The organism is Streptomyces sp. CA-251387, from assembly GCF_050936625.1.
Classification (GTDB): Bacteria; Actinomycetota; Actinomycetes; order Streptomycetales; family Streptomycetaceae; genus Streptomyces.
On the sequence record NZ_JBNJMJ010000002.1, the window covers coordinates 283,693 to 307,412 of the forward strand.

Annotated in this window: 12 protein-coding genes and 5 pseudogenes; 7 read left to right on the forward strand and 10 right to left on the reverse strand. The window is 67.1% G+C overall.

The features are described from left to right. Window positions 1–77: 77 nt before the first annotated feature. Complete coding sequence (locus tag ACQEV2_RS43010; protein WP_433055930.1) at window positions 78–1,634, reverse strand: S8 family peptidase; 1,557 nt, start codon at window positions 1,632–1,634, stop codon at window positions 78–80. 784 nt (window positions 1,635–2,418) lie between these two features. Here ACQEV2_RS43010 and sph point away from each other — a divergent pair. Both sph and ACQEV2_RS43020 read left to right on the forward strand, forming a co-directional pair. Then, window positions 2,419–3,426, forward strand: a complete 1,008-nt coding sequence (gene sph, locus ACQEV2_RS43015; RefSeq protein ID WP_433055933.1) for a sphingomyelin phosphodiesterase — start codon at window positions 2,419–2,421, stop codon at window positions 3,424–3,426. A 471-nt stretch (window positions 3,427–3,897) separates the two neighbouring features. Continuing rightward, window positions 3,898–5,172 (forward strand): IS701 family transposase, encoded by a 1,275-nt coding sequence (locus tag ACQEV2_RS43020; protein ID WP_433034744.1) that lies wholly within the window; start codon window positions 3,898–3,900, stop codon window positions 5,170–5,172. 84 nt (window positions 5,173–5,256) lie between these two features. Here ACQEV2_RS43020 and ACQEV2_RS43025 read toward each other — a convergent pair. After that, window positions 5,257–5,403, reverse strand: a pseudogene (locus ACQEV2_RS43025) (transposase); the annotation flags it as partial. A 1,503-nt stretch (window positions 5,404–6,906) separates the two neighbouring features. On the opposite strand from ACQEV2_RS43025, the gene ACQEV2_RS43030 reads away from it, so the two are divergent. Both ACQEV2_RS43030 and ACQEV2_RS43035 read left to right on the forward strand, forming a co-directional pair. Next, a complete protein-coding gene (locus tag ACQEV2_RS43030; protein ID WP_433055936.1) occupies window positions 6,907–7,056 on the forward strand; it encodes a hypothetical protein in 150 nt (49 codons plus the stop codon). Between the two features lie 794 nt (window positions 7,057–7,850). Next, a pseudogene (locus ACQEV2_RS43035) lies at window positions 7,851–7,960 on the forward strand (alpha-amylase family glycosyl hydrolase); the annotation flags it as partial. Between the two features lie 82 nt (window positions 7,961–8,042). Here ACQEV2_RS43035 and ACQEV2_RS43040 read toward each other — a convergent pair. The 8 genes and pseudogenes from ACQEV2_RS43040 to ACQEV2_RS43075 form a co-directional block, all read right to left on the reverse strand. Further along, complete coding sequence (locus ACQEV2_RS43040) at window positions 8,043–8,858, reverse strand: tryptophan 2,3-dioxygenase family protein (protein ID WP_433055939.1); 816 nt, start codon at window positions 8,856–8,858, stop codon at window positions 8,043–8,045. A 346-nt stretch (window positions 8,859–9,204) separates the two neighbouring features. Further along, on the reverse strand, window positions 9,205–10,758 hold the full coding sequence (locus ACQEV2_RS43045; protein WP_433055942.1) for a carbamoyltransferase C-terminal domain-containing protein: 1,554 nt from the start codon (window positions 10,756–10,758) through the stop codon (window positions 9,205–9,207). 207 nt (window positions 10,759–10,965) lie between these two features. Next, on the reverse strand, window positions 10,966–11,397 hold the full coding sequence (locus ACQEV2_RS43050) for a nuclear transport factor 2 family protein (RefSeq protein WP_433055944.1): 432 nt from the start codon (window positions 11,395–11,397) through the stop codon (window positions 10,966–10,968). A 21-nt stretch (window positions 11,398–11,418) separates the two neighbouring features. Next, a complete protein-coding gene (locus ACQEV2_RS43055; RefSeq protein ID WP_433055947.1) occupies window positions 11,419–14,160 on the reverse strand; it encodes a beta-ketoacyl synthase N-terminal-like domain-containing protein in 2,742 nt (913 codons plus the stop codon). A gap of 56 nt (window positions 14,161–14,216) precedes the next feature. Further along, window positions 14,217–16,064: a non-ribosomal peptide synthetase gene (locus ACQEV2_RS43060; protein WP_433055950.1), complete on the reverse strand. Its 1,848-nt coding sequence runs from the start codon at window positions 16,062–16,064 to the stop codon at window positions 14,217–14,219. 76 nt (window positions 16,065–16,140) lie between these two features. Beyond that, window positions 16,141–17,445, reverse strand: a complete 1,305-nt coding sequence (locus tag ACQEV2_RS43065; protein WP_433055953.1) for a condensation domain-containing protein — start codon at window positions 17,443–17,445, stop codon at window positions 16,141–16,143. Further along, on the reverse strand, window positions 17,438–17,689 hold the full coding sequence (locus ACQEV2_RS43070; protein ID WP_433055956.1) for a phosphopantetheine-binding protein: 252 nt from the start codon (window positions 17,687–17,689) through the stop codon (window positions 17,438–17,440). The genes ACQEV2_RS43065 and ACQEV2_RS43070 overlap by 8 nt, the downstream gene beginning before the upstream one ends. Next, window positions 17,686–19,322: pseudogene (locus ACQEV2_RS43075) on the reverse strand ((2,3-dihydroxybenzoyl)adenylate synthase). Before ACQEV2_RS43075 ends, ACQEV2_RS43070 begins: the two are co-directional and overlap by 4 nt. A gap of 706 nt (window positions 19,323–20,028) precedes the next feature. Between ACQEV2_RS43075 and ACQEV2_RS43080 the strand changes: the two are divergent. From ACQEV2_RS43080 to ACQEV2_RS43090, 3 genes and pseudogenes are all read left to right on the forward strand, one after another. Continuing rightward, a protein-coding gene (locus ACQEV2_RS43080) for an IS5 family transposase (RefSeq protein ID WP_433055216.1) occupies window positions 20,029–20,888 on the forward strand; the annotation gives its coding sequence in 2 pieces (ribosomal slippage) (window positions 20,029–20,379 and window positions 20,382–20,888; 858 coding nt in all). 214 nt (window positions 20,889–21,102) lie between these two features. Next, window positions 21,103–22,346 (forward strand): annotated as a pseudogene (locus ACQEV2_RS43085) (IS256 family transposase). 1,157 nt (window positions 22,347–23,503) lie between these two features. Then, window positions 23,504–23,666 (forward strand): annotated as a pseudogene (locus ACQEV2_RS43090) (aminoglycoside phosphotransferase family protein); the annotation flags it as partial. Window positions 23,667–23,720 lie beyond the last annotated feature (54 nt).

Sequence of the window (23,720 nt, forward strand, 5' to 3'; positions counted from 1 at the left end):
GGGCGAGGGGCCGGAGACTGCCCTGCGGGATGTTTCCCGCAGGCATCAGCTTCCGGCCCCGGTCCGTTGTGTTTGCGTCAGAACCGCAGCGCCCAGGAGTCGACCTTTCCGGTGTCGTACCAGGCGTTGTCGCTCACGCGGAGTTTCCAGGTGCCGTTGGCTGCCTCCGTGGAGGCGTTGAGGGTGTAGGTGGTGTTGACGTTGTCGCTGCTGCCACCGTCACGGTAGTTCTTGAGCCGGTAGGCGGAGCCATCGGGGGCTACCAGATCGATCTGCAGGTCACCGATCCAGGTGTGTTTGATGTCGACCGAGACGCGGAGGGTGGAGGGTGCGTTGCCGGGGACTCCGCTGACGGTGATCGGGGATTGGGTGGTGGTGAAGTCGGAGATCGGATAGTCGGCGGTGTTCTCGAACCGGCTACCGCCTGGGGTGGTCCCGACAAAGAGGAGTCGGTTGGGGGAGCCGGTGCCGGGGCTGGTCACTGCACCGGTGGTGGCGGTCAAGGTCAGTGCCGAGGCGACCTGCGAAGGGGCGGACGTGGGGTTGGCCGCGAGATGCAGTGCGGCGGCGCCAGCCACGTGCGGCGTGGCCATCGAGGTGCCAGAGATGGTGTTGGTGGCGGTGTCGCTGCTGTTCCATGCCGAGGTGATGGACGAACCGGGTGCAAAGAGGTCAATGATGCTGCCGTAGTTGGAGTAGCCGGCGCGTGCGTCGGTGTTGGTGGTGGCGCTCACCGTGAGTGCTTCGCTGACCCGGGCCGGCGAGAAGCCGGAGGCGTCGGAGTTGGAGTTGCCCGCTGCGACGGCGTAGGTGATGCCAGCGGCGATGGAGTTGCGGACCGCTGTGTCCAGGGTGGCGTTGGCGCCTCCACCGAGGCTCATGTTGGCTACGGCGGGCTTGACTGCGTGCTGAGTCACCCAGTCGATGCCAGCGATTACGCCGCTGATGGTTCCGGAGCCATTGTTGTTGAGTACTCGCACCGCGACGATCTTGGCCTTCTTGGCCACACCGTGTGAGGTTCCGGCCACGGTGGCGGCCACGTGGGTGCCGTGGCCGTTGCCGTCGGCTGCGATGTGGTCACCATCGACGGCGTCGTAGCCGTAGGAGGCGCGGCCGCCGAAGTCCTGATGCGTGATGCGCACGCCGGTGTCGATGATGTACGCCGTGACGCCTTGGCCCGCGCCGTCGGGATAGGTGTAGCTAGCGTTCAGTGGCAGGGCACGCTGGTCGATGCGGTCCAGTCCCCAGGACGGCGGGCTGGGCTGCGTAGCGGAGGCTGTGACGATTTGGTCCTGAACGACGGATTCGACGGCGGGGTCTGCGGCCAACCGCCTGGCCTGCTGTTTCGTCAGCTTGACGGCGTAGCCGTTAAGGGCCTGGTCGTAGGTCCTGGTGATCCGGGCGCCGAACTTCTTGGCCACGTCCTTGGCTCTGGGTGAGCGGGCGTCAACGTTTGCGCGTAACGTGACGATGTAACTGTCCTTGATCACTTCGGGCGCGCCGGCATTGGCAACAGCGCCTTCCGAGGGGCCAGCTATGGTCACCGCGGTGCCCACTGTGCCGGCGCCGAGCGACAGCGTGACAGCCAGGGCAACTGCGGAGATATTGCGCCAGGTGGTACGCATCACTGCCATCAGAGGATCCTCCTCTTCGGTGGTGCGCAGATGGGGGGGCGGCCTGGCTCGGGCACAACGAGGCCCCGAGAATGCAGGGGGAGAACGTGGGCTCCATGGCATTCGTATCCTGGGCCGACCACCGTCAGAGTGACGCAACATCAGGTAAGGGACAAGGCTTGCTTTGGAAGGCTGGCTACGTTATCCGCGGGTGCGGTGTAGCGGGGCTGAGAATTGTTGGGCGCGTGTGCCGACTGCGTGTGGGAAGACCCATCGAGCACTGATGGACGGCCGGGAGCGGAGCGGGCGGAGTGCGGGTGGGCAGGCCGTGGGCACCTGCTCGTAACCCGGGCTCCCGGTCGAGGGATTGTTCGACGCTGGATACCCGTGTGCGATGCGACTCCAGTACCAGTGTCGATCCGTCTGCGGGGGGCCAGGCGCCGTGGCTCACAGCGGGACCTCTTGACGTGGTCACTACATGGCGGTTCTCTGGGTGAGCCACTCATCCACCGTGAAGGGCGGGGTGTCCATGGCTGTCTCGCGTCGAAAGCTGCTGGAGGTTGCCGCGCTGGGTGCAGCGGTAACGGTCGTGGTCGACTGCAGTTGGCGGTGGTCGAAGGTAGCGTGTCGCCGGTAACGACGCTGGCGTGCAGCCAGAGCAACACCGTCGCCCCCTGGGGCTGGCGGTTTCCGCGGCGGGATGGGTGCTGATGTACGAGCACTGCTGCTGCACCCCAACATCATCCGCGCTGATCTACGGGCATAGCCACCGGACACCGCCTCCCACCCACAGGAGGAAACTCTCATGCCCTACTACAGCGCGAAAAACTCACGGACTGTGCGAGGCCTGCTGGTCATCGCCTGCACCGCCGGGATGCTCCTCCAGGCCAACACCACCGCGGACGCCTCCCCCAGCAGAAAGCCGGACGCCGACACTGCGACCGTCTTCCCCACCGTCATGACACACAACCTGATGCTCCTGCCCAGCGGCATCACCAACTGGGAACCCGACCTGCGCGCCCGCCTCGCCGGCGATGCCAACTACCTAAAACCCGACGACATCCTGGTCCTGACCGAACTGTTCGACAACAGCGCCACCAACGAGCAACTCTTCCCCCGTCTGACCGCCCACCACCCTCACCGCACCCCCGTCATCGGCCGCAGCTCATCGGGATGGAACCGCACCACCGGCGGATACTACGGCACTCCGCTGGAAGACGGCGGCGTCGCCATCGCCAGCAAATGGCCCATCATCTACCGGGCCCAGCACATCTACGGCGGAGGCTGCGGCGCGGACTACTGGGCCGCCAAAGGATTCGCCTACGCCGTCATCGACGTCGCCGGCACCCGCGTCCACATCGTCGGAACGCACCTGCAGGCCAATGACCCCGGCTGCAACACCGGCGAAGCCCGCCAGGAACGAGCCGCCCAGATGACAGCCATCACCTCCTACCTGGCCCAGCGGGGCATTCCCACGTCCGAACCGGTGATCATCGCCGGCGACTTCAACATCCGCCAGACCAGCACCGAGTACCCAGAACTCGTCTCCCGCCTGCGCGTTAGCACACCCCCAGTGGCAACTCTGTCCGCGGCCAGCTACGACCCCGCGACCAACTCGATCACCAAGTACCGCGACCCGGGTGGCTCCCCCGGCCGACTGGACTACGTCTTCCTGCGTACCGATCACACCCGCCCGCCCAAAGGCTGGGTCAACAAGATCCTCCCCTACCACTCCTCCCCCTACCTGATGCGCGGCCGCACCTTCTGGGACTACGCCGACCACTATCCGGTCAGCGCCAGCCCCGCCCCCTGATCCGGAGGGCGGTATGTGTCGGCCACACCCGCCGACGGAGTGGCTCGAGAGAGATCTGCACAGCCCCACGTTGGTCGACCCTCCCTGGCACCCACCGCTGTCCGTCAGGCCAGCTCGCGCTGATCGGCTATCGTCACAGCGGCGGCCAGTCCAGCGGCAGCAGCAAGCCCCAGCTGAGGACCGAGGCCACCTGCCAGATAAGCGCGGTGGCCACCGAGAAGGGCCCTGACCGCCATCCCAGCGGCGATCAACGCCCCCTCCCCGAGCGAAACAGGTGGCTGCCCGGCGAAGGATCGGATCTCACGCTCCAAGCGCCCCTCCTTCTCCGCGTGTCGCAGTCGGGCGTTTCTCAGCCCGCAGCCCAGTCAGCTCCTCAGCCGCGCTCCCGTCGGCACGACGGTGTTCGGGCACCCGCCTAGTAGTGCTTCGTTAGGTCTATTCGTTGGTGCTGATCAAGAGCATGTTGGTCGTGTGGATGCGCATGAAGTGAACCGATTACGGGCGGCGTTGGCGATGTTCGTGGCGGATGTCTTCGCCTCGGTGCCGCGTACGGATCAGCGGGCCAAGGGTGAGTGCTATCTGCGAGGCCTGATGCTCGACGGTCGGCGCAAGTCGATCCAGCCGATGGCCGAGCGTCTGCCGGACGGGAACATGCAGGCCCTGCAGCAGTTCGTGAACCAGTCGCCGTGGGATCCGCTGCCGGTCAGGCGGCGGATCGCCGAGCGGCTGTCCAGAGTCGTCAGGCCCGAGGTGTGGGTGATCGACGACGTGTCGTTCCCCAAGTGCGGCAAGGCCTCGGTCGGGGTGGCCCGCCAGTACTGCGGAGCGGTCGGCAAACGGGCGAACTGCCAGGTCGCGGTCAGTGTCCATGCCGCCACCGACACCGCCTCGTGCCCGTTGGAGTGGCAGTTGTATCTGCCGCGGGAGTGGACGGACGAGCCCGACCGCTGCCGCAGGGCAGGCGTCCCCGAGGACGTGGTGCACCGGGAGAAGTGGCGGCTCGCGCTCGGCCTGCTGGACACACTCGCCGAGTGGCAGCTGGAGGCGCCGGTCGTGGTCGCCGACGCCGGCTACGGCGTCAGCACACCGTTCCGGCTCGGTCTCCAGGAGCGAGGGCTGTCCTATGTCCTGGCCCTCAACGGGAAGGAAGTCGCTCATCCGGAGGATGTCGAGCCGCACCAGCCCGCTTATGGCGGGCTCGGGCCGCCCACCCTTCCCCGCTACCGCACCCCGCCGCGAGCCATTTCCACCCTCGCGGCGCAGGCGGGTGCCAAGCGATTCTCCGAAGTGACCTGGCGGCAGGGCAGCAAGGGCGCGATGACCTCACGGTTCACGGTGCTGACGGTGCGGCCCGCGGGCAAACAGTCCCTGGCCGCCGCTCAGGAATCTGGCGGGGGCCGCAGCCGGTGGGACGGCGTCCTGCCCACCCAGACCCTCCTGGTCGAATGGCCGGACGGCCAGGACGCCCCGACGGACTACTGGATATCGAACCTGCCCGCCACCACACCCGTCGCTGACCTGGTGCGGTGGGCGAAGATGCGCTGGCGGATCGAACATGACTACCGCGAGCTCAAACACGGCCTGGGACTGGACCACTTCGAAGGCCGAACCTGGCGCGGCTGGCACCACCACGTCACCCTCGTCACCGCCGCGCAGGCATTCCTCACCCTCCGCAGGCTCGACCCAAAAGTCGAGACACCGACGCGAGCCTCTACCAGACCCTCGACGCACTCCAAGACCTGCTGAGGTGCTGGACCGGCACCTGCACCACCTGCGGTCGCCCCCTCAAAACCAGCAGAACCAGAACCTAACGAAGCACTACTAGGACCCGTCCTTGCGGACCCACGTCCGCAGCGACTCGGCGGTGATACCGAGATCCGCGGCCATCGCCGCATACGCGCGCTTGCCGTCGACGGCACGATAGAAGCCGACCGCGTCCGTTCTGAACGCCTTCGGATAAGGCGACTTGCCTCCCACCTGGACATACCTCCCTGGACTACCAAGGTCCCTTGTCAGGGTCTCCAGAGGATCAGCCTCACTGGATACAGGTGGCCGGAGGGGCCGCCGGTCAGCGAAGGCTATCGGGCGGAGCGAGGGCGAGCGACAGGACGGCCAGGGAGTTGCGAATGGCGGCGACCCGCCAGCCGACTCCGCGCCGCCAAGCACTCTCAGCCTGAGTAGCGGATCCCACGAATCAGCTCGGTCGACCTGGTGCTGCACCGGTGCCCCGTCGCACCACCCCGGATGCGCCGACTGCAGATTCAGGCGATGGGCGCCTGGTACAGGCCACGCCCTGCGGTGAGCGCGGGAGGTGGCGACGAGACGGTTGAGAGTGCTGTGGACGATGTTGATATTGGCTGTGGTGTCGTCGTGGCCGAGAGCCTCGGCCACGTCCCTGGCGCGCAGTGGGACGCCGGCATTGGGGGCCAGGACTGCCATTACCCACTCGGTAAGACCACCGGTGTCCTGAGCGCTCTCGGAGTGTGTGATGCTCTGTGACTTCCTGGTCTTCTTCGATGTCTTGGTAGGAACGGGCTCTGTCGCCGGGTGACGCCTGGCCGGTTTGCCCGCGGGCTTGGACGCGTCCGTCTTCGTGTTCGTGGTGCCGGTGCTGTTCTTGCGGGCCTTGCGCGGGGGTCTTGTCTTCTGGGGTGCCGCTGCGGGCTCGTCAGGCGATGCAGCTGTGGCCGCGGCCGGTTCGAGTTCCGGGCTCGTGTCGGTGGCAGGCTTGCTCGAGGCGGAGGCCGCTTCGGCGCCAGTGCCAGCATCAGGCTCGGCGGCGCGGCGGTGCGGGACCGCAGTGGTCGACAGAGCGCTTAATGCCACCACGACGGTGTGGACCGATTCCAAACGCGCCGAGACGGCGGCGAGTTCCTTCTGGTGTTGATAAAGCGGAACTGCGTCCCGTCCGGGTGTTGCTTGCCCTCGATGGTCTTGGCGCCTACCTGCATGGGATCACTGAATTCGGCTCTGTCCGCAGTTGCGTGAATCCCCACGTCAGCGGCGGGAACGGGGGATCGTTTCGGCAGGGTGCTCTCTGCCGTGGCGAGCAACACGACTGAGGATGTGCTGTTTCCCGGGATCGATGTGCAGGTGGAGCGGGTGACCGCCTCCTCGGACATGCTGGTCGTGGAGGCGGTGTCAACGGCTCGTCCGGGCTGGTGCCCGGACTGCCGGAAGCAGGCGAGACGCACACGCAGCACATAGCAACGCGCCCTGCACGAACGGCCGTTAGGCTCTCGCCGGGTCATAGTCGGGCTACGCGTCCGCCGGTACTTCTGCGACCGGACGAGCTGTTCCCGCAAGGCGTTCGTCGAGCAGGTACCGGGCCTGTCCGAGCGGCACCGCCGTTCCAACACCGGACTGACCGGCTGGCTATGGTCGATCGAGCTCGGGGGCCGTCCGGCTGCCCGGCTATGCTGACATCTGCGACTGACCGCGGGCCGGACCCGATTGCTCAGGCTGCTGAAGGCGTCGGCGGTGTCGGACCGTGCTCCGCGGGTGCTGCGGGTGGACGAGTTCGCCTTCGGCAAGGGACGCACCTACGGCACCGTGTTGGTCGACGTCGTGGCAGGCCGAGTCGTGGACGTGCTGCCCGACCGCACCGCCAGGCCTTTGCGGCCTGGCTGACCGAGTATCCCGGAGCAGAGATCATCTGCCCGGATCGGGCTACCGCCTACACCAGGGCTGTCAAGGAGGCCGCCCGGGACGCCCTGGAGGTCGCGGATCGGTGGCATTTGATCCAGAACCTGCCACCAGCACCGCGGCCGCCCGTGCAAAAGCGCCGGCAGGAGGCGGCACCAATGGTGCCGGAACCGGTCCTGCCACAGCTGCAGGTGCCGCAGTTGCCCCGCACCCGGGTCGTCGAACGGACACGCCACCGCTACGAGGATATCCACCGCCTGGTGGATATGGGTTGGACGATCAGCGCGATGGCCCGACGGCTGAACCTAGACCGCAAGACCGTGCGCCGCTTCCGCGACACCGACCTCGACGAGCTGCTGGCCTCCGCCCGCGACCGCCGTTCCAACGGCGTGTTGGAGTCGGTTAAGGCATACCTGAATGCCTGTTCGCCGAGACGGAAGGCCAGGTCAGTGGTCTCGCCTGTTCCTGGAGACCTACGAGCGCGGTTACCGGGGCAGCCGCCAAGTAACACCTTGCCGCCCTCCGCGCGGGCACCGCCGAACCGGTCCGGGCCGACATACCCAGCCCGCGCAAGATCACCGTCGGCTTCGCCCGGTCCACCAGCTGGCTGACCAGCTGGTGGACCGGCGCGTCCAGCGCCGTGGCGGGCTGTACTTCCTCGACGGCCTCAGCCGAGACGATGACGTCTGTCATCAGGTGTTACTTCCTGTTCGAAGATCCACCGTTGAACGTACAGACCCCGCCCCCCCAGTAGACGACCGAGAGGATCGGTGAGGACCTGGCGCATCCCCGAGATCGGCGCCGATTCGACCGGATGCTGTGCTTCTGGCTGGACCGGGGCATCGACGGCTTACGCATCGACGTTGCCGCCGGCCTGTTCAAGCACCCGGTCAGGGCCCGCACAGCCTCGGAGATGTTGCGGCAGACGGTTTCGATACCGATGGCGAGTCCGGTCGCGAGGGCGGCGCCGGTCACAGCTTGCTGCGGAATTCCCATAGTTCCGGGAAGAGTCGTGTCATGGCCCTGTTTTTGAGGTGAGGGGCTCCGGTGGTGCCGCCGGTGCCGGGTTTGCTCCCGATCTGGCGTTCGGCGATGAGGAGGTGGTGGGTGCGCCACTGGGACCATGCCTGGTCGTGGCCGATCAAGGCCTCGGCGAGATCGGCCAGTGGCTCCTGGGCCGAGTCGTGGGTGATGCCGGTGAGGGCAGCGTCCCGGTTTTCGTGGGTGGATGTGTCGTAGCCCGCTTTGGTGAGGAGGTTCAGGAATCCATCCCACACGCTGGGCTCGGCCAGGCGCCGCTCTAGGTGGGTGCGCTCGGCGGGGGTGAGCCAGCCCATGCGGCCGATGCGGTTGGGATCCTTGCGCCCGGAGAGGATCTCGACTTCGTGGTACTGGGCGGACTGGGCGCCGCTGGCGGTACCGAGCCCGCTACGGAAAGCCAGGAAGTCCGTCGGCGTCATGGTGTCCAGGAGATGCAGCGTATCGAGGAGCGCCTGTTCGATCGCGTGGCAGCGCTGCAGGCGCAGCTGCGGCAAGTGTGCTTCCCCGGTGAGCATCCGGTCCCGGGCATCGGTGAGTTCGATGAGCAGCAGTTTGAACCACAGTTCGTGTACGTGGTGCACGGTGATGAACAGGTGCTCGTCGTGTGCCGACGGGCAGAGGGGGACGTGCTGGGCGAGCAGGTCGTCCAGGTGCAGGTACCGGCTGTAGGTGAGGGGTGGCGTGGCGGTCATCGCCGCCAGCTCTTCTCGTTCTGATGCCTGACTGCTGGCCTGGTAGATGGCCATGGTGCATGAGAGAACAGCGGCTCGTGCGCTGTGCACGGCCTCGCGGAGTTGGTCCAGCTGCTGCCGGTCAGAATTCCACAGGGAGGCGAGTGCGTGCAGGGCGGTTTCCACGGGTTGTTCTGCTGTTCACTCGATGGCATCGGTGTTGGGTATGCGGCGGGAGGCCGTGGTCGCATGCAGGGTCCCTGACGCTGCTGTGAGGAGCGCGTACGTGTCATCGGCAGACGCGGGCCTTGGATGGCCAGCAGAGTTTGGTTCGCATCCGGGGGGGCCGGCACGGCACTGGTCCGTGGAGCGGTCTGGGGGGCGCTGTCGGCTCCGGCCCGGTGTTGCCTTTGCGCACTCATCACCGGCCTCCTCCGGAAGTGGGCATGGGCGCTGGTCTGATTGTGTCCTCGCTGGGCCGAGAGGTGTGGGCGAGGTCGACAAGGCGGTCGTCCAGGATGAGGAAGTCGAGCCCAATGGTGCGGGCCGATCGGATGGCTTGGTCGGCGGTATCGACGATGGGCTCGCCGCGTGTGTTGAAGGACGTGTTGATCAGCACCGGCGGTGCGCCCGCCTGCTGGAGGTGGTCAAGGATGGCCCAGAGGGGTTCAGCTGGGTCGGTGATGATCTGAGGGCGAGCGGTGCCGTCTATGTGGACGGCGGCCGGGATGCCGTTGTGTCCGCGGTCGGTGACCTGGGCGGCGCCGAGCATGTAGCGGTGCAGGGTGGGATTGCCGGTCCAGTAGGTGTCCTCGGCCGTGGAGGGGCCGACCGGGGACAGCGGCCGCCACAGTTCGCGGCCCTTGGCGAAGTTGAGCCGGTCCCGCATGTGCGGGTCCTGGGGTGAGGCGATGATGGAGCGGTGGCACAGGGCACGGGGGCCGATCTCGGCCCGGCCGGTCACGATGGCGCCCATCTGGCCCGTCAGCAGGCGTTCTGTCACGGCATCGGGCGAGAACGGCTGGGGCGTTGCGTCGTGCAGGGACAGGGCCCGGTCGATCTCGAATATGGGGATGGCACGGCCGAGGTAGGGGGTGAGCGGCGGATTCGGGGTGCGGGGCGGGGCGATGGCCCAGGCGGCGCCGAGTGCGACTCCGGCGTCGTGCGGGACCGGCGGCACGTACACCGGTTGCGGTAGGTGGCCGTTGGAGGAGCAGTTCAGCGCCACACCCCCGGCCAGGCACAACGCCTCCAGGCCAGTGGCACGGCGGGCGCGCTCGGCGAGCAGCGCGAATACCTGCTGCAGGCTGGCCTGGGCACTCCAGGCCAGGCGGACCGCGTGAGCATTCTGGTCGAGCTCGCTGGTGGGGGTCTGCTGTCTGCGGTAGCCCAGCTTGCGGAAGTGGTCCCACCAGGCGAGGATGATCTGCCGGTCAGGTGTGTTCGGCGGCAGGGTGAATGGCGGGGTGAAGGTGTCGCCGTCAAGGTCAAAGACCGGCCACGGGGCTGCGGATTGGGCGCGGCCGTAGGCAGCCAGTCCCATGGTCTTGCCGGCTTCCAGCGTGTGCAGGCCGATGATCTCGGAGACCGCGTTGTACATGTGCCCCAGCGAGCTCGGGATGGGCCAGCGGTCCCGGCGGATCAGCGGCTGGCCGTGCCGGGCGTCGTAGATGGAGGCGCTCTCCTCATCCCCATAGCCGTCAGCGACCACCACGGCCGCCTCGGCGTAGCCCGAGGCATAGAACGCCGACGCGGCGTGTGCGTAGTGATGAGGCACAAACACCAGATCGGGATGACGCACCAGGTCCAGCTCCCAGCCCAGCGCATCCGTGAGGAACGTGCGGCCGTCACCGAACTGCCACGGCCTGCCCAGGACGGTCGGATCCAGTCGGCCCAGATCGGTGCGGCATGCATGCCGAGGCAGATCCCACCCCAGCGCCACCACATCCACATCTGCCGGCTTGATGCCAGCCATGTCCAGGCACGCCTGTGTGGAGGTGCGTGGGTATGAGTTGAGACCGTGCTTGATCCGGGAGATCCGTTCCTCCTCGATTAGAGCATGGACGACGCCGTCGCCGTCGATGAGACAGGCCGCGGGGTCATGCCAGCCAAGAGGAGGAGCATTCAGTCCGAGGATCCACATGGAAGGGCCTCAAATCGTAGTGGTAGGAGGTCGCCGGTCTCAGCCGGAAGGGGCAGCCAACTGCTTGCCGACAGCCTGGAGCGCGACTGCGCGCCACTCGCCCGCACATTTCTCCCAAATGCACAGGAACCGGACGTCTTCGTGCTCGGTCCGCCCGTCGGAGTAGGTGTGGTCACCGAGGAATTCACCGGTCACCAGCGCCACCGCTCCGTCGGCCAATAGCTGCACGCAGAAGTTCTCGATGCCGTGGATGTCCGTCCCGCCGTCCTCGGCCAGCGCCTCGTAAAGGCACCTGTATCCGGCGAGATCGAAGGTCTCCCCCGTGAAATGGGTATATCGGAACTCGGGTGCCATCACCCGATCCACGAAAGAAACGTCCCGCTCCTTGATGGACGTCATCCACGCCTCGAAGAGCTTGCGCAGTTCGATTTCTATTCCATCTGGCACTTCTTCCCTCTTTCGATTCAGCATCGGTTGCTAATCAGGTAGCTATTACTGGTAAATCTGGTCGAGTGTTGCGGCAAGGCGGGTGAAGTTGTCCGGGTCGCTGTAGAGCGTGTAGTGGTTGCCGGGCAGGGAGACGGTGGTGAGATTTCCGGTGGTGTAGGGCTGCCAGGCCTCGGGAGGCAGATCCTTGATGCCGATGACGTCGTATACGGGGTTGCGGCGCTCGGTGGCGGCCAGGTTGGTGATGTCGGCGTTGATGGCCAGTGACCGAGGGGCGGTGGACAGTGCCATGCCTGTGCGCACGACCATGGTCACGAAGCGGCGCATAGTCTCCTCGGTGGTGCGGGACCAGGTGGGCTGACGTAGGAGGGCCATGGCCTCGTCGGCAGTCTCGGCGGTTCCGTCCGGCAGAGGCAGCCCGAGGAAGTAGGCCAGGGTGATCGGCGTGGCGCGCAGGTAGTCGGTCTCGGAGAACTGGCGAGGGTAGGCCTCCAGCGGAATACCGTCGATCATGACAATGTCTCTGACCGTCTCGCCTGTCTGCTCTAGCTGGCGGGCGGCTTCGACGGCCAGATTGCCGCCCAGGGAGTAGCCAGCGAGCCGGTAAGGGCCGTGCGGTGCGACGGTGCGGATCTCGGTGATGCACCGGGCGGCCATCTTCTCCAGCGTGGTCGGCGGGCTGTCTTCCTCGAAGGGGTAGCCGATGGCGTAGGCGGGCCGGGCAAACCGGGTGTGCTGGGCGAGCTTGTGGTAGCAGAACACGGTGCCGTTGGCCGGATAGAGGAAGAACACCTCCTGCCCGGGCGTGCCTTGGCGGAGCGGGACCATGACGGGGTCGACCAGGTTGCCAGCCGGCCAGGTGCGGATCTCCTCGGCTATCCGGCGCGGGGTACCCATGCCAATGAACCGGCCCAGGCCCAGAACCGGGCCGATCTGGTCGGCGATGGCGTCGACGATCTCCACTGCGGTGATGGAGGACCCGCCGAAGGCATCGAAATGGTCGTCAGGACCGAAATCATCCGCGCCAAGGTGGGTGCGGAAGATGCCGGTGATCTGCTCGACCAGGTCACCAGGCACATCTGCGCTATCTTCGACTATCTGGCCTGCCAGGGCGGGACTATAGGGTTGAGCTGCGGGTGGGTTGATCCAGTGTCGCTCGGGATGCAAGGGATGGCCGGGCAGCGAAATCTTGACTGCATGGGACGGAGCTGTGGGGTCCGTCAGCGTGGCGCACAGGGGGTTCGCCGCGCCATTGAGGTAGCGGTTCAGGGCGTCGCGGGCTTCATCGAGGGTGCGGGCGTGCAGGGTGACGCTGTTGGGCCAGCGGGCCCGGCCCTGGGCGAGGGTGTAGGCCAAGTCGTCTATGCGTACGTCATGGGTGGCCAGGTGGGCGTGCAAGTCATGGGCTGTCTGACGCAAGTCGGCGTCGGTGCGGGCGGACAGATACAGCTGGTAGTCCTGCTCGGCAGGCCCAGGGCGGGGTGCGGTCTCTGGCCGCGTGGAAAGGATCATGTGGACATTGGTGCCGCCCATGCCCAGTGAGGACACCGCCGCCGCCTTCATCGGCGCCGCCGGGGAACGTAGGTGGTCGTAGACGGTGAAACCTTGCTGCTCCAGATGGAGCAGAGGATTGGGGATGGTGTAATTGATCTGCGGCGGGATGGACTGGTGGTAGAGCACGAGGACAGCCTTGATCAGGCTGGCGATTCCTGCCGCAGTGTCCAGGTGGCCGAGATTGGCCTTGATGCTGCCCAGTCCGCAACCGTCCGCGACGCCGCCGGCGGATGCGTAGGCCTTAGCAAGCGCGTCCACCTCGATCGGGTCTCCGAGCTGGGTGCCGCTGCCGTGCGCCTCGATGTAGCCGATGTCGGTCGTAGGAATGTCAGCGTTCGTGACGGCCTGGGTGATCGCATCGATCTGAGCGGAGGTGCTCGGTGCGGCGAAGCTGATCTTATCGGCGCCGTCGTTGTTGACCCCGATGCCGCGAATGACGGCGTAGACGCGGTTCCGGTCGGCGACCGCGTCGGCCAGCCGCTTGAGGACCACCACGCCGGCGCCGTTGCCGCCGACCCACCCCGAGGCGGCCGCATCGAAGGGCCGGCAGTGCCCGTCCCGGGAGAAGGTGCCACCCTCCGAATACACGTATCCCGCGGGGTGCGGCAGACGCAGGGATGCCGCGCCGGCGATCGCGGTGTCGCAGCGGCCCGTCGCTAGCGCTGTGCAGGCCGCATCGACGCCCACCAGCGCGCTGGAGCAGGCGGTCTGCACGGCGACGGCGGGACCGGTCAGGTTCAGGGTGTGGCATACGCGGCTGGCCAGGTAGTCCACCTGGTTCCCCAGCCGTACCGAAGCTGGCAGGTCCGTCCCTGCGTACAGGCCAGCGGGCAGCACATTTTGCGTGAGGTAGCTGTTGGCTCCCGTGCTGGCGAACACCCCGGTCCGCCCGCCGGGCGGCGCACCGGCATCTTCCAGTGCACGCCAGGCGCATTCCATGAACAGCCGGTGCTGCGGGTCGGCCAGCGCGGCCTCGGCCGGTGTCATCCGGAAGAACGCCGCATCGAACTCCCCTACACCGGACACCAATGTGCCGTAGGGCACATAGGCAGGATCGGACAGCAGATCCTCCGGCACCCCTGCTGTCTGAAGCTCTACAGGGCTCAGGAGGCGTACCGCTTCCCGGCCTTCGGTAAGCGACTGCCACAGCTCGGTGACACTGTCCGCGCCTGGAAGGCGCCCGGCCATTCCGACGATGGCGATCTCGGTTCGAGAAGTGGTCGGGAAACTCATGATCCATTCCGTTTCCGATTGGGCAGCGTTACTGTTTGCGCTCGGGGGCGTCGGGGTCATGTCTGGCGGGGACTGGCCTTGCCGACGGACGCGTCGAGGAGAGAGGCGACGTGGTCGGTGTAGCCGCGCAGAGTGGGATACGTGAACAGATCGAGTGGGGTGAGGGAGGCGGGAGCGGTGAGCCGTTCGGTGATACAGGCGTGGATCCGCGGCACGTCGAAGGAGGTGCCGCCGATGTCGAACAGCGTGTCGTCGGGGGCGATGTCGTGCTCCACATCGCGCTCACGCAGGATCTCCTGCCAGACGGCCCGCACCTGCCCCAACAGGTCCGTTGCCGGTGAGGTGGCAGGTGACGGGGCGGTATGGAGGGCTGCGGGGGCTGGAAGGGCGCTACGGTCGATCTTGCCGTGGGGGTTCAGGGGCAGCCGGTCGAGCCAGATGAAGATGGCAGGGATCATGCGGGACGGCAGGATGGCGCCCATGTGGTCATGGAGTTCCGCTTCGCTCGCCGGTTCGTGATCTGCGGTCCGGACGAGGTAGGCGACCAGTTCGCCCTCCCGGTCGAGGGCGGTCGTGTGACGGGTGACGACGGCCTGTGAGACGGCGTCGTGGCTGCACAGGGCGTTCTCGATCTCGGCGGCCTCGACACGCAGGCCGCAGATCTTGAATTGGCCGTCGCGGCGGCCGTGGAAGGCGATGGTTCCGTCCTGATGCCAGCTGGCGACGTCTCCGGTGCGGTACAGGCGCGCTGCGTCGTCGTCGCTGAACGGGTCGGGAATGAACCGTTCAGCGGTCAGCTCCGGGTCGTTGAGGTATCCGGCCGCGACCCCGTCACCGCCGGTGACCAGCTCTCCTTCCTCACCGATGTCGGCCAGGGTGCCGTCGTCGCGCAGGATGTAGCAGGTGGTGTTGGCAATCGGAGTGCCGATCGGCATCGCCGTGGCGTCGGCGGGCAGCTCATTGACCAGATAGGCGGTGGTAAAGGTGGTGTTCTCGGTCGGCCCGTAGGCATTGATCAAATGCTTGGGCGGATGATGGACCAGCACCTCTCGGGCCAGGTGAAGGTTGAACGCGTCCCCGCACACCAGCACATCACGGACCGCCGTGAACAAGTCAGGCCGTTGGCCCACCAACTGGTGGAAGATGGCCGTGGAAAACAGCGCCACGGAGATTGCGTGCCGGTCCAGCAGCCGGCCTAGATGATCGGGGGAGAACTCCACCTGCCATGGCGCAACGACCAGAGCTGCGCCGTTGAGGAGCGCCCCCCAGATCTCGAACGTCGACAGGTCGAAGGTCAGGGCCGTGATCTGCAGGACACGGTCGGCCGGGCTGAAGCTGATGTAGTCGGTGTTGACCACGAGGCGGGTAATGCCGCGCTGCCGGACGCCGACGGCCTTGGGCCGGCCGGTGGAGCCTGAGGTGAACATCACATACGCCAGGTCCTCTCCGATGACGGGGCGGGCCAATGCCGGCGGATGGTCCGTCATCCGGTTCTCTAGCCGCAGCGCCGAGCCGCCGACGACGTCGAGATCACAGTCTGCACCGGGCAGCGCGATGACCAGGTGGACCTCGGCGTCTTCGGCCATGGCTTTCAGCCGCGGCAGTGGATGGGCCGCGTCCAGCGGTACATACACCGCGCCGGCCTTGACGATGCCCAGAAGCGCGACGATGGCTTCCGCGCATCGTCGGCCCAGCACGCCTACCCGCTGTCCGGGCTGGACACCGCGGTCGGCCAGGGTGTGGGCGACGGCGTTCGCCCGCAGGTCCAGCTCCCGGTAGGACAGTCGGTGCTCGCCGTCGATGACGGCGCACTCATGAGGTCTCTCGTCGGCCCAGCGGCCAAACAGTTCCGCCAGACTGGCGTCGCGCGGGTAGGGCCGGGCGGTAGCGTTCCACTGCCGCACCCGGGCCGTGTGCAGGGACTCGGTCGTACCGCTCTCGGCTGGTGTTGGTGTGTGCTTCATGTCCGGTCCAGTGCTGTCAGGAGACGGGGCTCGGCGTCGGGGCAGAAACGAGCAGGCCAGTGAGTTGGTCGAGGTGCATGGCCAGCTCAGCGGGGGTGTAGCAGTGGGGGTTTGCGTCGAGTTCGAGCACGGGCGGCTTGCCGTCGGCGCGGGCATGTAGATAGATGGCGAGATCTTCGACGAACGCCGCACCAGCGGACAGGTTGGTGGCCGTGGCCGGGTGGCCGGCGAAGTGGAGTCCGTAATCGAAGGGCATCAGGTTGACCATCGGCCCGAACAGCCGTCGCGAGCCGCCGACGAGCTGCAGGTCGCGTCGCAGTTGCTCGCTCCGGTAGCGCTGGTGGGGCCGGATCGCCCGCATCTCCGCCACGACGGCCCGCACCACGCCTGCCGTCCCGGTCTGCGCAGTGACGGGTACACGCAGTGGCATGGTGTTCATCACCATGACGGGTGTGCGTGCGGCGACCGACCCGAGGCGGCCCATGACGGGGACGCCCAAGATCACCTCGTCGGCCCCGGTGTGTCGGTGCACGTAGAGGGCGGTGAGGCCCAGGACCACTTCGGCCCAAGTGGCACCGTTTTGCTCGGCCAGTGCGCGCCAGCGGTCCACGGCGTGGGCCGGAAGCCGTTTACTGCACCGGATGAGCCGCCCACAAGGAACCGATACACGCTTGCTCAGGCTCACCGCCTGCGGGGCGTCGCCGAAGCGGGCTTGCCAGAACTCCCGGTCTGCCTCGCACCGCGCAGAGCGGCGATAGGCGGCCTCATCATCGACTACCGCCCGCAGGGAACCGAACCGCCCGGTGGCACAGGGGCTTTCGGTGACGAAGGCGGTGTACAGCTGCGCCACCCGGTTAGCGATGAGAGAGAAGCTGTAGCCGTCCAGGGCGATGTGATGCGCGCGGTGATACCACCGGTAGCGGTCGGAGCCGAGGCGGAACAGGGCGTGCGCGAACAGCGGACCCTGTTCCAGATCGGTCACGGTCTGCAGGTCTGTGCCCACCCAGTCGAGCGCGGCCCGGTCCGGGTCTGGTTCGCTGCTGACGTCAATGACAGGAAGCTCCCACTCACCAGGGGGGTGCAGAACCTGGATCACGCCGCCCGGATCTGCCTCGAAGCGGACATGCAGGGCATCGGTCTCGGCGATGGTCTGGCGCAGGGCCTGGGCGAAGCTTGTCGTGTCCAGGGGGCCGTTGACCTGGAGGTATTCGGCGGCGTTGTACAGCGTGCAGGTGGGGGCCAGTTGCTGGCCGATCCAGACGCCTTGCTGGGCAGCGGTCAGCGGCAGCCGCTCCGCCGCCTGCGGCCTCTTCTTAGGCATGGCGTCCGGCCTGGGAGGTGAGCAGTGCGCTCCACTCGTTCAGGGTGGGCCGTTCTGCGAGGTCGGCGAAGGTGACGGCGGCGCCGGCAGCACGCCATCGCTCGACCAGCGTCATCAGCCGGATGGAGTCCAGCCCCTGCTCCATCAGCGGCACATCCGCCGCGATGAAGGCTGGCATCACGCCGAGCACGGCGGCTACATCCTGACGCAGCCTGCCCAGGGACAGCTCACTGTTCACGCTCATGATGCGCCTCCAGCGGGCCCAGCCGCGGCGGCGATGCGGTCCCGTAGCTGTTGTTTGCTGATCTTGCCGACGGCTGTGCGGGGCAGGGCGTCGATGAACTCGATCCGGTCGGGCACCTTGTAAGCGGCCAGCCCCGGCTACGGACGAAACCGAGCAGCTCGGACGCCTTGGCGTGGCCGTTGCGCGGAACGATGTAGGCGCAGATGCGTTCGCCGAGGAAGGCGTCCGGCATGGCCACCACGGCGGTCTCGGTCACGTCCGGGTGCGCAAGCAGGTGGTTTTCGATCTCTTCGGCGGCGATCTTCTCCCCGCCGCGGTTGATCTGGTCCTTGGCCCGGCCGACCACCACCAGGTGCCCAGTGGGGGTCTGGCGGACGATGTCGCCGGTGCGGTAGAAGCCGTCCGCGGTGAACGCGGCCTTGTTGTGGTCCGGGGCCTTGTAGTAGCCGCGGATGGTGTTCGGGCCGCGCACGAGAAGGTGCCCCGGCTCACCGGAGGGCACGTCGTGGTCGGCGTCATCGACCACACGGATCTCATCGGCCGGTGACAGCGGCTGCCCCTGGGTAGTGAAGACGGTCTCGTCGGGGTCATCGAGGCGGGTGAAGTTCAAAAGCCCCTCGGTCATCCCGAAGACCTGCTGCACCTGGCAGCCCAGCACGGGCCGCACCGCGCGGGCCAGCTGTGGACTCACCTTCGCCCCGCCCACCTGCAACAATTCGAGGCTGGAGAGGTTCTGCCCAGTGTGCTCGGCGGCCTGCAGCCATAGCGCAGCCACCGGAGGCACCACAGCAGCCACCGTGGCCCCTTCCTGCTCGATCAGGGGAAAGACAGCGTCCGGTGCCGGGTGCGGCCCGAGCACCACTCGGCCGCCGGACAGGAAGGTCCCGAGCGCCCCAGGGGCGCTGAGGGAGAACTGGTGTGCCACCGGCAGTGAGCACAGATACACGGTCTCGGGGCCGAAGCCGCACACTTCGGCGCTCGCCCGAGCCCCGTACAGGTAGTCGTCGTGCGTGCGCGGGATCAGCTTCGGTGTGCCGGTCGTCCCGCCCGACAGATGCAGCAATGCCACACCGCCCGCATCGGCCGCCGGCCACTCCTCGGCCCCGCCCTCCGGCGCAGCGTCACGCACCGAATCGAGCGAACAGAAGTCACCTGGGGCGCCCACGACGAACACATGCCGCAGCGTCGGCGCCTCCATGAGTACCTCCGCTGCCAGCACACCGAAGTCGAAACCGGCATGCCGCTCGGCGACGACATAGGCGACAGCCTCGGTGAACCTGCAGAAGTAACTCACCTCACTGCGCCGGTACGCCGGCAGCACCACCACGGGCACCGCACCGATCTTGAATAGGGCGAACAGCACCTCGAAGAACTCGGCGACGTTGGGCAGCTGGACCACCGCCCGGTCCCCGGGTATGACGCCCAGGGACCGGAAGCCAGCGGCCAGGCGGCTGGAGCGCGCATCCAGCTCCCGGAAGGACCAGCGCTCTTGACCTGCCACGACCGCAACGCGGTCACCGAACCGCGCCGCCCACTGACCCGGCAGCTCGCCCAGCGCCTGCCCCGACCAGTAGCCAGCCCTGCGATAGCGCTGTGCAAACCCTTCGGGCCAGGCCGTAAAACCATCCAGCATGATCACCCTTGGGGGTTGTCGACGAGGACCGCGGCAAGCGATGCGGCGGCCAGACGTGGGGCGCATGATGCGGTCGGCGCAGTAGCCAGGCCGCCCACACCAGCGGTCAGCATTCGGCCAACGGCTGCTGCTGTCTGGGAGACAGGGCCGGTAAGGTCCGCACCTCCACAACAGAGGAGACATACATGGCTTTGTTGCTCTCAAAAGCCCTTAATTCACCCTCAGCCCACACCCACTCGAATCACTTGAGTAATTGCTACTCAGCAGAGATGGATGGAACTCCACCACCAAGTACTACAGCCTCAGATCTTGAGGTTGTGATCGGTTCTGCTCGGGCCGCCGAAGCAGCCGCCGCGGAACTGCCGCGAGTGCAGCCAGGTGCGGCGGCATGCCGGACTGGGCCCGTGCTCGGCCTGCTGGCAACAGCACCCCGACCGCCCCCTCATCCGCGGCGAACACCTTCGCGGCCAGCTCTCCGATCCGCCCGCCTGGCTCGAGGACTCCGTCACGCATGTCGCAGCCCATCTGCGTCGCCCGGGCCTGCGGCCTCGTCACCGCCTGGGCCTACTCTTGGAGGACGAGCGCTCCAACTCGCTCCAGGCCCTGCTGGAGCGAGCCCGCAGCCCCAGACGATCGATGGGCTCCTTCGCCCGCGCACTAGGGTCCGTCTTCAAAGATCATCTCGTAATGGATCATGGTGGGTGTGATGCGCCGCCATGAACTCACCGACCGTGAGTGGGAGTTACTCGCTCCACTCATACCGCGAGCCGTGACGGGCCGACCTCGCGTCGAGGACCGGAAGATCGTCAACGGCATGGTGTACAAGATCCGCACCGGGATCTCCTGGCGCGACCTGCCGGCCCGTTACGGCCCGTGGAAGACGGTGTACACCCGCTTCCGCCGCTACGCCCTGGACGGTGTGTTCACCCGGGCCCTGCAGCAGATCCAGGCCCAGGCCGACGCAGTCGGCGACATCGACTGGCTGGTCCAGATCGACTCCACCGTCGTCCGCGCCCACCAGCACGCAGCCACCACCGGCCGAAAAGGGGGCAGCAGCGGGCGGACGAACCGGACGATCACGCCCTCGGCCGATCCCGAGGAGGACTGACCACCAAAATCCACCTCGCCTGCGACGGCAAAGGACGCCCGCTCGCCATCCTCCTGACACCGGGCCAACGTCACGACAGCATCTGCGCACACCCACTGCTGGAACGGATCCGCGTCCCTCGCATCGGCCTGGGCCGACCGCGCTGCAAGCCCGACCAGGTCGTTGCAGACAAGGCCTACAGCTCCCGCGGCTTCCGCGCCTACCTGCGTAAACGTGGCATTGCGCATGTCATCCCCGAGAAGATCGACCAGCGACGGCACCGACACAACCGCGGCCGCCGCAGCGGCAGACCGCCAGGATTCGACCGGGAGACCTACCGCCGACGCAACATGATTGAGCGCTGCTTCAACCGGCTCAAAGGCATCCGCGGCATCGCCACCAGATACGAGAAGACCGCCACCTCCTACGAAGCGGCGGTCACACTCGCGTCATTCCTGCTCTGGGCAAGATCCGTTTGAAGACGGGCCCTAGAGGACTTCTTCTCCCTGAGTAACCTGGCCCTGCCACCGACCAGGATCGCGTCCCATGAAGTGGTGTAGCCGGGCCGCGTCCCGGAACGCGCGGGTGTCTGCCCGGGGCGTGCATCCGCTGATGGTGCATGCTCCCTGAGCAAGGGCAGGCCATCGCGCAAGTCTCCCTGGTGAACGGGCAGTTCAACCGGAGGAGCACGCGATGGCCTTGTCCCAGTCTGAGCTGATGCGGCTGCTGGAGTCACTACGTCGGGCCGACGGAGTTGAAGCAATCAGGGTGGTGTGCGAGCGCATCCTGCAGGAGCTCATCGAGGCCGAGGCCACGGAGGTGATCGGGGCCGCCCCGGGCGAGCACTCCGAGAAGCGCACGACCTGGCGCAACGGGCACCGGGAGAGGCTGCTGACCACCCAGGCCGGCGACCTGGACCTGAAGATCCCGAAGGTGCGGACCGGGTCGTTCTTCCCCTCGCTGCTCGAGCGGCGCCGGCGTATCGACCGGGCTCTGTTCGCTGTGGTGATGGAGGCATACGTGCAAGGCGTGTCCACCCGTAGCGTGGACGACCTGGTCAAAGCACTCGGTGCGGACTCGGGGATCTCCAAGTCGGAGGTGTCGCGGATCTGCGGTGAGCTCGATACCGAGCTGACCGCGTTCAAGGAGCGGCCGCTGGATCACACCGTCTTCCCCTACGTCTTCCTGGACGCCACCTACTGCAAGGCGAGGGTCAACCACCGGATCGTCTCGCAGGCCGTGGTCATCGCGACCGGGATCTCCGCCACCGGGCATCGCGAGATCCTCGGGCTGATGGTCGGCGACAGCGAGTCGAAACCGTTCTGGACGAAGTTCCTGCGCTCCTTACGGGCCCGTGGCCTGGACAACGTCCAGCTGGTCATCTCCGACAGTCACAGCGGGCTGGTGGCCGCAATCCGCACTGTCTTCCTCGGCGCGGCCTGGCAACGGTGCCGAGTCCACTTCGTCCGCGACGTCTTCAGCGTGATCGAGAAGGGCTCCGGCGAGATGGTCGCGGCGACCATCCGCACCATCTTCGCGCAGACCACCGCCGAGCAGGTCCGCACCCAGCTGGACGTGGTCGCCGACATGCTCGGACGACAGTTCCCGCAGGTCAAGAAGATGCTGCTGGACGCCGCAACCGACATCACCGCGTTCGCGGACTTCCCGCCGGCGCACTGGAGAAGATCTGGTCGACCAACCCGCTGGAGCGGCTGAACCGGGAGATCAAACGGCGGGCCGACGTCGTGCAGGTGTTCGCCAACCCTGCCGCTCTGGACCGGCTCGCTGCCGCGGTTCTGGCCGAACTCCACGACGAGTGGCAGGTCTTCGACCGCCGCTACCTGTCGGAAGCCTCCATGGCCGAGCTCTTCACCACCAAGCCATCCGCATCTGAACCGCAGATCACCTCGCAACCGGAACCGAAGCAGCTGCCGTGACTACACCACCCCACGGGACATGACCCCGACCAGGCCGATCGGCTCGCCGTCGGGCGGCGCAAGCGCCGCATCGTCGCCGTCACAGAACCGCTCGGCAGGACGGCTGTTCAAGGGCTTCGAGGACTGGTCATCACAGCGGCGCACGGCACGTGGGGGATGGTGGTGAGGCTCAGTTCCCGCCGTGACACGGGCTCGTGTCCGGCCCATGGCCAGGCATCGACACGTGTGCATGACCGCTGCGAGCGTCGTTTGCAGGATCTTCCGCTGGCCGGGCATGCGGTACGGATCCTGCCTCAGCGCACGCTCGCCGAGCAGATACGGCCCGCCCATACGCCCCTGTCACGGATCGCGCTCGCGCTGGCCGGCCGTGCCGGGGCGCGGGTGGCCAACGCCCTGAAGCCGTCAGTGGGGCGAATGGGGCTGTTGAACCGATTCGGGCAATGCCCGAGCCGTTCTATGACACGCCATGAGCCCTCGGCGTCGACGATTTGCCACCATGCGCGGCCACTCGTACGCCACGTGATCACGGGTGACGGCACCGGCCCATCGAGGTGCTGCCAGGGCTCGAGGCAGCGCCACTGGCCGCATGCCTGACGGCTCACCCCGGAATGGAGGTGATCTGGCCGGTACCGGGCCGGCGCCTACGCCGAAGGCGCCGGGCGCGGCGCCCCGAATGTCTTGCAGGTCGCAGACCGGTTCCAACTGTGGCAGAACCTCGGCCAGGCGGTCATGAAGTGCCTCGCATCCCACCGTGACCAGTTGTGCGCCGTCACCCGGAGGGCGCCGCTGTCTCGACCGGCAGCTCCCGTCAAGAGAGGTTGATGCCCGCCATGCGTTGCCGACCGGGCGCCGGACTGAACATGCGGGCGCATCATGCCCTCGTCCCCGGCCCGTTGAATGCGGGGATGGACCTGCACGCCATCGCCCAGCATCTGGGCTGGGGACGTCACACCGTCCAGTGGTTCGCCCGCCCTGCCCGCTGGCAGGACGCCGTCTCCGGGCCGCCGCACCCGACCCGGCCTCCTCGATGCGGTCACCGGCTGGCTTACCGTCACCCCTCCACGTTCACCGAGGACGAACATCAGCAGTTCAAGACAGTGCTCAATGCCTGCCCCGAACTGGCCACCACGCACCGGCTGGTCCGCGACTTCGGCGACATGCTCACCGGGCAGACCCTGGCATGGGTGAGCCGGCACTTGGAGGTCGGCGAACAGGTCGTCAGAACCGAGTCGCTGCACGGCGGCATCACTGCCGAAATGCGGCGGCTGATCGTCGGCACGGTGGGACGGCGGCACCCGTGACCTGGTGCTGCGGGGGTACTTTGTGGCACCTACCGAACCTGCTGCCATCTGCCGAGGCGATCACGACTGGCTT